Origin of the sequence: Delftia sp. 60 (assembly GCF_002754395.1) — a bacterium.
GTDB classification, from domain to species: Bacteria; Pseudomonadota; Gammaproteobacteria; order Burkholderiales; family Burkholderiaceae_C; genus Comamonas; species Comamonas acidovorans.
This window is the reverse complement of record NZ_PEFD01000001.1, coordinates 80542-91727: the sequence shown is the minus strand read 5'-3', so window position 1 is coordinate 91727 and position 11186 is coordinate 80542. Positions and strand designations below refer to the sequence as shown.

Sequence of the window (11186 nt, the reverse complement as noted above, 5' to 3'; positions counted from 1 at the left end):
CCTCACGCCGTTTCGATGACGGCCAGCGCTTGGCCAGGATCGACGGGTTCGCCGTTCTCCACGGCAAAGCCCCGCAGCCGTCCGGCCACGTCGGCCGTGACTTCGCTGAACTGCTTCATCACCTCGACCAGGCCGATCACATCGCCCACGGCCACGGTGTCGCCTTCGGCCTTGAATGGCGGCGCGTCAGGCGCCGAACGGCGGTAGAAGGTGCCCGGCAGCGGGCTGAGGACTTCATGGGTAGCGGGCATCGATGCACTCCTGGAAAGCGGGAACAGGAACGAAAGCGGGATGAACGGAAAACTCAAGGCTGCGCCGGCGCAGTCGCATCGGCAAAACCTGCAACTTCGATGCCGTGCTCGGCCAGTGCGCGGCGCGTGGCCTGCACGAGCGCCAGCGCGCCGGGCGTGTCGCTGTGGATGCAGACCGAGTCGAAGCCGATCGCCAGGTCCTGGCCTTCGACCGTGCGCACCACGCCTTCGGTGCAGGCGCGCAGCACCTTGGCGGCCACGGCCTCGGGGTCGAGCGCGCCGACGCGGCGGGTGAAGACGATGCAGCCGCTCAGGTCGTAGTCGCGGTCGGCATAGAACTCGCGCGCCACGGGCTGGCCCAATTCGCGTGCCACCTGGAAGGTGACGGACGATTCCATGCAGAACAGGCGCAGCGTCGGTTCGATCTGCTGCAGGGCCGTGACGAGTGCGCGCGACAGCGCCTCGTCGCGCGCCGCATGCATGTAGAGCGCGCCGTGCGGCTTGATGTGCTGCAGCGTCATGCCGGCCAGCCGCGCGAATTCGCGCAGCGCGCCGAGTTGGTAGACCATGTCGTTCACCAGCTCGTCGGCCGGTGCATTGATATGGCGGCGCCCGAAGCCCACGAGGTCGCGAAAGCCCGGGTGCGCGCCGATGCCCACGCCGTTTTCCCGGGCCAACAACACCGTCTTGCGCATGATGTTCGGATCACCCGCATGAAAGCCTGTGGCGATATTGGCCGAGCTGATCAACGGCATCAATTCCTGGTCCACACCATCGCCGATGGCCCATGGACCGAAGCTTTCGCCCATGTCGGAGTTCAGATCAATCAGCGTCTTCTTCACGTTTTTGCCTTGTGTTGTTGGCACGGCCCGATGGCAGCAATGCGGGACAAGGTGAAGATTAGTGAGCTGAAAATCGGCTGAAAAGCATTATTTACAGGCGATGCGATATCTGAAAAACAGATACTCCGACTGCCTGCAATGAACGCTACCCTGTAGATCAGTGAATACTAGGTATCGGATTTGCGCGCGCCGCCATGTAATTTTTGAGAGATAAGTAAATACCCCAGGAAGGCCGCACCATGTCTCTGACCCTTCGCCAGCTCAAATACTTCACGGCGGTGGCCGAAGTGGGTCGCATCTCACATGCGGCATTGCAACTCAACATCTCGCAATCGGCGGTGACCACGGCAGTCCGGGAGCTGGAGGAAATGCTGGGGCAGCAGCTGTTTGAGCGACAGCCTCATGGCGTGGAACTGACCCGGGCCGGACGGCGGTTTCTGAGCCATGCCTATGCCGTGCTCTCTGCAGCCGACGAGGCGATCCGCATGCCGCATGAGGGAGCGAATGTCGAGGGGACGCTGACCATTGCCGCCACCTACACGGTGCTCGGCTACTTCTTGCCCCATCACCTTCAGCGTTTCGAGCAATTGCATCCGCAGATCAAGGTCAAGGTGCACGAAGTAGTGCGTGAAGCCATTGAGGAGGGACTGATCACGCAGCAATACGACATGGGAGTACTGCTCACGTCCAATGTGGTGCTGCGCGAGCTGTCGCTCGAGACATTCTTTGGCTCGCAACGCCGACTGTGGGTGCCGGCCAAGCATGCGCTGCTCGAAAAGGCGGAAGTCACGCTGGCCGATGTGGCGGCCGAGCCCTACATCCTGCTCACCGTGGACGAGGCTGCGGGCACTGCAATGAAATATTGGAGCAAGACGCCGTACCAGCCTCAGATCAGGCTGCGCACGAGCTCTGTAGAAGCAGTGCGCAGCACCGTGGCGAATGGCCTAGGTGTGACCGTTCTCTCGGATATGGTTTATCGACCTTGGTCGCTGGAGGGAAAGCGCATTGAAACCATCAGTCTGCGCGACGCCGTGCCAACGATGAACATCGGGCTTGGGTGGAAGCAAGGCATCGAATTTTCCCCAGCGATGACGGCGTTTCGCGATTACTTTCGGCAGTTGTTTCTCGAGCCGGTCGTGCATCAAGGCAGAAGGAGGCCCGGCGGTTGATGTCGTTGGTTGGACATGCCCGTTTCTGCATTCAGCAAAACGGCTTCCAACGAATTTCTCGCGCATGCGAATGCATCAATTGAGGCATCACTTCATGGCCTGGCTGAAGAATGCCGGCGATTCTTGGATCGATCGACATTCTCTTTCAGCCTTTGTTTTTCACGCTTGATCTGGCGATGCGCTGGTGCCCGGGTATCAGTGGCATGCTGATCCCGGGCTTTGCGTTGCTGTTGGCGCCATGCTGTGCAATCCAATGCCGCACTGCAGGGTCACCAGCTCGATGGCGACGTCGAAGGTTCTACGAGATGGAGGAGAACCTGCGCGATCACACGTCGATATTGCCCGCCCGCAGCGCATTCGTCTCGATGAATTCCCGGCGTGGCTCCACCTCGTCGCCCATGAGCATGGTGAACACGCGGTCGGCCTCGATGGCGTCGCCGATCTGCACCTGCAGCAGGCTGCGCACGGTGGGGTCCATGGTGGTTTCCCACAGCTGCTCGGGGTTCATTTCGCCCAGGCCCTTGTAGCGCTGGCGGGCCGTGGTGCGTTCGGCCTCGTGCAGCAGCCATTGCATGGCCTGGCGGAAGTCGCCGGCCTTGTCGCTCTTGGCCTTTTCGCCTTCGCCACGCGTGACCTTGGCGCCTTCGCCCAGCAGGCCGTTGAAGTTCTGGGCTTCGTCGGCCAGCGCGGCGTAGTCGTGGCTGCGCACGAACTCCTGGGTGAGGATGGAGCTCTTGATGTTGCCGTGGTGGTGGCGGCTGATGCGCAGCACGGGCTTTTCGGAGACCGGATCGATTTCGGCCGTGACCTCGGCGGGCACGCCCGTGGTGGTCAACTCGCGCAGCTTGGCCTCCAGGATGGGGGCACAGGCCTGGGCCGCCTCGATGCTGTCCAGCGTGATCTGCACGCCGTCGGCGATGGCGCGCAGGGCCTCGGCATCCATGAAGTTGGACAGGCGGTCGATGACGGTCTCGGCGGCCAGGTGCATGTTGGCCAGCTTGGCCAGTTCCTCGCCGTCCAGCGTGCGCGGGTTGGCTCCGCCGGTGCTGACGCTGGCGTTCATCAGCGCGATGCGCAGCAGGTACTGGTTGAGCGCGGGGCCGTCCTTGATGTACAGCTCTTCCTTGCCGTTCTTGACCTTGTACAGCGGCGGCTGGGCGATGTAGATGTGGCCGCGCTCGACCAGGTCCGGCATCTGGCGGTAGAAGAAGGTCAGCAGCAGGGTGCGGATGTGGGCGCCGTCCACGTCCGCGTCGGTCATGATGATGATGCGGTGGTAGCGCAGCTTGTTGGGGTCGAAATCGTCGCTGCCGCTTTTGCCCGATTCGGCCGTGGCCTTGCCGATGCCGGTGCCCAGGGCCGTGATCAGGGTGACGATTTCGTTGCTGGTCAGCAGCTTTTCGTAGCGGGCCTTTTCCACGTTCAGGATCTTGCCGCGCAGCGGCAGAATGGCCTGGAACTTGCGGTCGCGCCCTTGCTTGGCGGAGCCGCCGGCGGAGTCACCCTCGACGATGTAGATCTCGCACAGCGCCGGGTCCTTTTCCTGGCAGTCGGCCAGCTTGCCGGGCAGGCCCATGCCGTCGAGCACGCCCTTGCGGCGCGTCATCTCGCGGGCCTTGCGCGCGGCCTCGCGGGCACGCGCGGCATCGACGATCTTGCTGCACAGGATCTTGGCGTCGTTGGGCTTTTCTTCCAGGTAGTCGGTCAGCGCCTTGGCGACGATGTCCTCCACGGGCGCGCGCACTTCGCTGGAGACCAGCTTGTCCTTGGTCTGGCTGCTGAACTTGGGTTCGGGCACCTTCACGGACAGCACGCAGCACAGGCCTTCGCGCATGTCGTCGCCGCTGACCTCGACCTTGGCCTTCTTGGCCAGTTCGTTCTGCTCGATGTACTTGCCGATCACGCGCGTCATGGCGGCGCGCAGGCCCGTCAGGTGGGTGCCGCCGTCGCGTTGCGGGATGTTGTTGGTGAAGCACAGCACCTGTTCGGCATAGCTGTCGTTCCACTGCATGGCGACTTCGACGCCGATCTCGGTGCCGGGGATGCCGCCGTAGCTTTCCGCAGGACGCGTGCCGTTGGCGTGAAAGGCCGTGGGATGCAGCACCTTCTTGTTGGCGTTGATGAACTGCACGAAGCCCATGACGCCACCGGCGCCGGAGAAGTCGTCTTCGCGGCCGTCGCGCTCGTCCTTGAGGCGGATGCGCACGCCGTTGTTCAGGAACGAGAGTTCGCGCAGGCGCTTGGCCAGGATCTCGTAGCGGAACTCATGGTTCTGCGTGAAGATTTCCGTGTCGGGCAGGAAGTGGACCTTGGTGCCGCGCTTGTCGCTCTTGCCGACCACGCGCATGGGCGAGACCTCGACGCCGTCCACGATCTCGATCGGGCGGTTCTGCACGTGGCCGCGCGAGAAGTCGATTTCGTAGACCTCGCCATCGCGGCGCACGTTGAGCTTGAGCCAGATGGACAGCGCGTTCACGCAGGACACGCCCACGCCGTGCAGGCCGCCCGAGACCTTGTAGCTGTTCTGGTTGAACTTGCCGCCCGCGTGCAGTTCGGTGAGGGCGATCTCGGCCGCCGAGCGCTTGGGCTCGTGCTTGTCGTCCATCTTCACGCGCGTGGGGATGCCGCGGCCGTTGTCGATGACGGACAGGGAGCCATCGGCATGGATGGTGACCAGGATGTCGTCGCAGTAGCCGGCCAGGGCTTCGTCGATGGAGTTGTCCACCACTTCGAAGACCAGGTGGTGCAGGCCCGTGCCATCGGAGGTATCGCCGATGTACATGCCGGGGCGCTTGCGCACGGCCTCCAGGCCTTCGAGGATCTGGATCGCGCCTTCGCCATAGCCGCTGGAGTCTGAGCCTTCGGGGGCAATGGTCTGGTTTTCTGGCTTGTTCTCGTCGGTCATGGAAGGCCCTGGGGTAGTTCCGTCGGAAGCTGTCGCTTCGCTTGAAAATGTTCGATTCGGCCGCTGGCGCGGTGCGTAGGGACGCGCGCTGCGGGCTACGAGTCGGGTAGGGTGGTTGCGCACCGTGCACCGGCTTGTGCCACCGGGCGGCGGGTGCAGGGGCTGCGCAATGTGTCAGGCATCGGTGTCGTGTGGCGCGCGGTCAGATGCGCATGGGCATCACGACGTACTTGAAGCTGTCGTTCTCGGGGATGGTCAGCAGGGCCGAGCTGTTGCCGTCCTGCAGGTCGATCCTGATCATGTCCTGGCTCATGTTGGACAGGGCGTCGATCAGGTAGGTGACGTTGAAGCCGATCTCGATGGTGTCGCCACCGTAGTCGATGTCCAGCTCGTCCATGGCCTCTTCCTGCTCGGCGTTGTTGGACGCCACGCGCAAGGTGCCGGGCTCCACCGTCAGGCGCACGCCCTTGAACTTGTCGCTGGTCATGATGGCCGTGCGCTGCAGGCTTGCCAGCAGCGGGGCGCGGCCCAGGGTCACGCTGTTGGTGTGGTTGCGCGGGATGACACGGTTGTAGTCGGGGAACTTGCCCTCGACCAGCTTGGTCACGAACTCCATGCCGCCAAAGGTGAACTTGGCCTGGTTGTTGGCGAACTGCATCTCGATGTGAGGCTGGTTCTCGCCGCCGGCATCCGACAGCAGGCGCTGCAGCTCCAGCACGGTCTTGCGCGGCAGGATCACTTCCTGCTTGGGCACTTCCACGTCCAGCTGGCTGCTTGCGAAGGCCAGGCGGTGGCCGTCGGTGGCCACCAGGGACAGCTGCTTGCCCTCGGCCACGAACAGGATGCCGTTGAGGTAGTAGCGGATGTCCTGCACGGCCATGGCGAAGGAGACCTGGCCCAGCAGGTCCTTGAGCACCTTCTGCGGCACGCTGAAGGAAGGGCCGAAGGCCGCAGCCTCCTGCACCAGCGGGAAGTCCTCGGCCGGCAGGGTCTGCAGCGTGAAGCGGCTCTTGCCGCCCTTGAGCACCATCTTGGCCTGCTGGGTCTCCAGGCTCACGGTCTGGTCGCCGGGCATGGTCTTGAGGATGTCGATCAGCTTGCGCGCGCCCACGGTGGTGGTGAAGTCGCCGGTGTCGCCGCCGAGCTCGGCGGTGGTGCGGATCTGGATTTCCAGGTCGCTGGTGGTCAGCTGCAATGCGTTGCCGGTCTTCTTGATCAGCACGTTGGCCAGGATGGGCAGCGTGTGGCGGCGTTCGACGATGCCGGACACCGATTGCAGGACCGCGAGAACTTTGTCTTGTGTGGCTTTCAGGACGATCATGTCAACCTCTGATTTAAGGATGCGGGTCTCGGTAGGAGCGGCGGCTCACAAATGAGCCCCCTCTTGCCGCTCGAATCCCCCATTTTGCCGCGTACATACGACCAGAATGGGGGAGTTTTCATCAACCTTTGAGAGTTTGCTCCAGCACGTGCAGCTGCTGGTTCAGCTCGGTCAGTTGCTGGCGTTCGCCGGCGATCTTGCGCACCGCGTGCAGCACGGTGGTGTGGTCGCGCCCGCCGAACAGCTCGCCGATCTCGGGCAGGCTCTTCTGGGTCAATTCCTTGGCCAGGTACATGGCAATCTGGCGCGGCCGGGCGATGCTGGCCGGGCGCTTCTTGCTGTACATGTCGGCCACCTTGATCTTGTAGTAATCGGCCACCGTCTTCTGGATGTTCTCCACACTGATCTGGCGGTTCTGGATGGACAGCAGATCACGCAGGGCCTCGCGGGCCAGCTGGATGGAGACTTCCTTCTGGTTGAAGCGCGAATAGGCCAGGATCTTGCGCAGCGCGCCTTCGAGCTCGCGCACGTTGGAGCGCACGTTCTTGGCCACGAAGAAGGCGACTTCCTCGGGCATCTCGGCGTTCTCGGCGCGGGCCTTGTTGATCAGGATGGCCACGCGCATCTCCAGCTCGGGCGGCTCGATGGCCACCGTCAGTCCAGAGTCGAAGCGCGATACCAGCCGCTCGTGGATGTTCGCCAGACCCTTGGGATAGGTGTCCGAGGTCATCACGATGTGGCTCTTCTTGGCCAGCAGTGCCTCGAAGGCGTTGAAGAACTCCTCCTGCGTGCGGTCCTTGTTGGCGAAGAACTGCACGTCGTCGATCAGCAGCAGATCCAGCGAGTGGTAACGCTCCTTGAATTCGTCAAAGGTGCGGCGCTGGTAGGCCTTGACCACATCCGAGACGAACTGCTCGGCATGGATGTAGAGAACTTTGGCGTCGGGCTTGTCGGCCAGCAGCTTGTTGCCCACGGCATGCACCAGGTGGGTCTTGCCCAGGCCCACGCCGCCGTAGATGAACAGCGGGTTGTACAGGTGCCCGGGCGAGCCCGCCACATGCATGGCGGCCGAGCGTGCCATGCGGTTGGCCGTACCTTCCACCAGGGTCTCGAAGGTCAGCGCGGCGTTCAGGCGCGTGCGAAAGACGGGCGCTGCCGCGTCTTCGCTGGTGACCGTGGGCACCGAGGTGACGATGGTTTCCGGCGGGGCCGAGCGCTCGCTGGAGGAGGGGCGGACGTAAGTCCGCACAACGCTTTCCCGCTGAGCAAGTGCCAACTCAAGCGTCACCGGCTGGCCATAGAGCGACTCCAGCATGGCCGAGATGCGGCCTGCATATTGGGCGCGGATCCAGTCGAGCTTGAAGCGGTTGGCCACGTAGACGGTGACTTTGGAGAAGTCTTCGGCGACGTGCGCGGTCAGGGGCTTGATCCAGGTGTTGAACTGCTGTTCGGGCATTTCCTGCCCCAGTTGCTCAACGCAGACTTGCCACAGGCCCTGGCCTGCATCGTTCGTAGGTTCCTCTGTCATTGTCGAAGTCTAGTTGTGGATAGGAGGAACTGTTGCGAGGCTGCCATTGTAGCTTTTGCGGAAGTTATCCACAAAATATCAGGAGCTTGTCCTCCGCCTTGTCGCAAAATGGGCAGGCATCCTTCGGGTTCGAAGGGCATTGCATCAAGTAGACAACGCTGTGATAATCGCGGGTTTCCCTGAATGTGTTCAGGGTGATATGTCCCGCCCGTCTGCATCGGGTCTGCATGCTGCCGCTGGCGGCCTTTGGCGAAACCCCTCGCGGTTGCTCCTTGGGCTGCACATGGCAAGTGCATCGTGCAGATTTTTGGCAGGTGGCCTGGCGGTTTGCCTTTGTGGCGGCTGCTGGCTGCACTGCGTGTAGCGTGCCGGATACGGGACCGGTGCAAAACTGAACCTTCTCTAGGAACCAACATGAAACGTACTTACCAACCCTCCAAGACCCGTCGCGCCCGCACCCACGGCTTTCTGGTCCGCATGAAGACCAAGGGCGGCCGCGCCGTGATCAACGCTCGCCGCGCCAAGGGCCGCAAGCGTCTGGCCGTCTAAGGCCAGCCATTGCTGGGCGGTTTGCTCGCTGCACTGAACCCCTGAACGGGGTGCTGGCATGCAACGGCTGAAAACACGTCCGCAGTTTCAGGCCGCCATGGCTGCCGGTACGGTATCGCGTACCGCGCATTTCGCCCTGCACCGTCTCGTTCTGACGGAGCAGGGCGGCGCCATGGCGCCACCGACAGGGCCCGGGTCGCAAGACCCGCAGGCCCTGTTCGGCGTTGGCGCCGTGCGCCAGGATGCCTGGCTGGGCGCCATGGTGCCCAAGCGCTGGGCGCGCCGCTCGGTGACGCGACACACCATCAAGCGGCAGATCTATGCCGTGGGCAGCGAGCATGAGACCCTGATGCTCCAAGGCGCCCATGTAGTGCGGCTGCGCTCGGGCTTTGACCGGCGCCAGTTCGTGAGCGCCACTTCTGATGTGCTCCGGCAGGCCGTGCGCGCCGAGCTGCAGCAGTTGTTCGCCTATGCGGCGAAACGCCTGTCGCAGCCTGCGCCCGAGCTGCCGCAGCCCGCACAGGAACGCGCCGCAGCCGCTGGCGAGAGCATCGGGGTTGCGCCATGATGCAGCGGCTGCTGATGGCGCTGGTGCGCGGCTATCGGCTGATGCTCAGTCCCTGGCTGGGCTCGGCCTGCCGCTTCACGCCCACCTGCTCGGCCTATTCCCTTGAAGCGTTGGAGCAACACGGCGCTGCGGTAGGCTCCTACCTGACGCTGCGCCGCCTGGCGCGCTGTCATCCGTGGTGTGACGGGGGGCATGACCCTGTGCCAGAGCAAAAGCCCAGGCTGTTCACCAGCCTGACGGCTGCGCCCGAAAACACCCAACCTTCCTCACCTAAGAAGTCTTCATGAACGATATTCGCCGCACCATCCTGTGGGTGATATTTGGCTTTTCGCTGGTCTTGCTATGGGACAAATGGCAAGTGCACAGCGGCAAGAAGGCCACTTTCTTCCCCGCGCCTGCCGTCGCCACGGCCCCGGCACCTGAAACGGGCAAGGCGCCCGGCGATGCCAGTGTGCCCTCGGCGGCTGCTGCGGCAACGGCCGGTGCCGGCGAAGTGCCTGGCGGCGCTGCCGCCGCGCCCGAGGCAGCCCCGCGCCAGAACGTCACCATCAGCACCGACGTGCTGCGCCTGACCTTCGACAGCCAGGGCGGCACGCTGCGCCATGCCGAGCTGCTCAAGTACGCGGATTCCGTGCACAAGGACAAGCCCGTGGTGCTGTTCGACGAGAGCGTGCACCGCGTGTACCTGGGCCAGTCGGGCCTGATCGGCGGCGGTTTCCCCACGCACAAGACGACCATGACCGCGCTGCCCGGCGCGCGCGAGCTCAAGGACGGCGAGGACCAGATGGAACTGCGCTTCGAGTCGCCCGACATGGGTGGCGTGAAGCTGGTCAAGATCTGGACGCTCAAGCGCGGCGCCTACGACATCGGCGTGCGCCATGAAGTGGTGAACACCGGCACGGCGGCCGTGAGCCCGCAGCTGTACCTGCAACTGGTGCGCGACGGCAACAAGCCCGAAGGCGAACAGTCCACCATGTACTCCACCTTCACGGGCCCGGCCGTCTACACCGACGAGAAGAAGTACCAGAAGGTCGAGTTCAAGGACATCGAGAGCGGCAAGGCCAGCGTCGAGAAGTCGTCCACGGGCGGCTACGTGGCCATGGTCCAGCATTACTTCGCCAGCGCCTGGCTGCTGGCCGAAGGCATCCAGCGCGACAACTTCCTGCGCAAGGTGGACAACAACCTCTACGCCGTCGGCATGATCACGCCGGTGGGCACCATCGAGCCCGGCCAGAGCAAGAGCGTGGAAGCGCGCCTGTTCGCCGGTCCCCAGATCGAAAAGCGCCTGGAATCGCTGGCGCCCGGGCTGGAGCTGGTCAAGGACTATGGCTGGCTGACCATCCTGGCCAAGCCGCTGTACTGGCTGCTGGACAAGCTGCACGGCTTCCTGGGCAACTGGGGTTGGTCCATCGTGGCCCTGGTGCTGCTGCTGAAGATCGCCTTCTACTGGCTCAATGCCAAGGCCTACTCCTCGATGGCCAAGATGAAGGCCATCAACCCGCGCATCATGGAAATGCGTGAGCGCCTCAAGGACAAGCCCCAGCAGATGCAGCAGGAGATGATGCGCATCTACCGCGAGGAAAAGGTCAACCCCATGGGCGGCTGCCTGCCCATCATCATCCAGATCCCGGTATTCATCGCGCTGTACTGGGTGCTGCTGTCCAGCGTGGAAATCCGCAACGCGCCCTGGATCGGCTGGATCACCGACCTGTCGGCCAAGGATCCTCTGTTCATCCTGCCCGTGCTGATGACCCTGTCCTCGCTGCTGCAGACCGCGCTGAACCCCGCTCCGCCGGATCCGATGCAGGCCAAGATGATGTGGATCATGCCCCTGGTCTTCAGCGTGATGTTCTTCTTCTTCCCGGCCGGCCTGGTGCTGTACTGGCTGACGAACAACATCCTGTCCATTGCCCAGCAGTGGATCATCAACACCCGCATGGGCGTGCCGCCGCAGTTCAACCTGCCTAAATTCGGCAAGTCCACGCCGGCCAAGTAAGCCTGCGAAGGCCCTGGCTCCAAAGCCCGCTTCGGCGGGCTTTTTCATGGGCGGCCT

The 11186-nt window shown here is 63.4% G+C and carries 10 protein-coding genes; 5 read left to right on the top strand and 5 right to left on the bottom strand.

Annotated features, from left to right (window positions below; all coding sequences use genetic code 11):
* Positions 1-2: 2 nt before the first annotated feature.
* Together CLV01_RS00405 and CLV01_RS00400 are read right to left on the bottom strand one after the other, a co-directional pair.
* Complete coding sequence (locus CLV01_RS00405) at positions 3-251, bottom strand: acetyl-CoA carboxylase (protein WP_012201946.1); 249 nt, start codon at positions 249-251, stop codon at positions 3-5.
* Between the two features lie 53 nt (positions 252-304).
* Positions 305-1093: a 5-oxoprolinase subunit PxpA gene (locus CLV01_RS00400; protein WP_099732618.1), complete on the bottom strand. Its 789-nt coding sequence runs from the start codon at positions 1091-1093 to the stop codon at positions 305-307.
* A gap of 239 nt (positions 1094-1332) precedes the next feature.
* Here CLV01_RS00400 and CLV01_RS00395 point away from each other — a divergent pair, with 239 nt between their 5' ends.
* Positions 1333-2262, top strand: a complete 930-nt coding sequence (locus tag CLV01_RS00395) for a LysR family transcriptional regulator (RefSeq protein ID WP_099732619.1) — start codon at positions 1333-1335, stop codon at positions 2260-2262.
* Positions 2263-2587: 325 nt separating this feature from the next.
* On the opposite strand, the gene gyrB is transcribed toward CLV01_RS00395, so the two are convergent.
* The 3 genes from gyrB to dnaA all read right to left on the bottom strand — a co-directional run bounded on the left by gyrB (position 2588) and on the right by dnaA (position 8016).
* Positions 2588-5167 carry a DNA topoisomerase (ATP-hydrolyzing) subunit B gene (gyrB, locus tag CLV01_RS00390; RefSeq protein WP_012201943.1) on the bottom strand — a complete coding sequence of 860 codons (2580 nt, stop codon included), beginning with the start codon at positions 5165-5167 and terminating at the stop codon, positions 2588-2590.
* A gap of 202 nt (positions 5168-5369) precedes the next feature.
* The gene (dnaN, locus tag CLV01_RS00385) at positions 5370-6488 is read right to left on the bottom strand and encodes a DNA polymerase III subunit beta (RefSeq protein ID WP_012201942.1); all 1119 of its coding nucleotides are present in this window, start codon (positions 6486-6488) and stop codon (positions 5370-5372) included.
* A gap of 121 nt (positions 6489-6609) precedes the next feature.
* Positions 6610-8016, bottom strand: a complete 1407-nt coding sequence (dnaA, locus tag CLV01_RS00380) for a chromosomal replication initiator protein DnaA (RefSeq protein WP_012201941.1) — start codon at positions 8014-8016, stop codon at positions 6610-6612.
* Positions 8017-8430: 414 nt separating this feature from the next.
* Here dnaA and rpmH point away from each other — a divergent pair, with 414 nt between their 5' ends.
* From rpmH to yidC, 4 genes are read left to right on the top strand one after another with little or no spacing between them, the layout of a single operon-like run.
* Entirely contained in the window at positions 8431-8565 is a 135-nt protein-coding gene (gene rpmH, locus CLV01_RS00375; RefSeq protein ID WP_012207856.1) for a 50S ribosomal protein L34, read from the top strand.
* 58 nt (positions 8566-8623) lie between these two features.
* Entirely contained in the window at positions 8624-9133 is a 510-nt protein-coding gene (locus CLV01_RS00370; RefSeq protein ID WP_012207855.1) for a ribonuclease P protein component, read from the top strand.
* Positions 9130-9420, top strand: coding sequence for a membrane protein insertion efficiency factor YidD (yidD, locus tag CLV01_RS00365; protein WP_012207854.1), 291 nt, complete (start codon positions 9130-9132; stop codon positions 9418-9420). Before CLV01_RS00370 ends, yidD begins: the two co-directional genes overlap by 4 nt.
* Positions 9417-11129: a membrane protein insertase YidC gene (gene yidC / locus CLV01_RS00360; protein WP_013804811.1), complete on the top strand. Its 1713-nt coding sequence runs from the start codon at positions 9417-9419 to the stop codon at positions 11127-11129. The genes yidD and yidC overlap by 4 nt, the downstream gene beginning before the upstream one ends.
* Positions 11130-11186 lie beyond the last annotated feature (57 nt).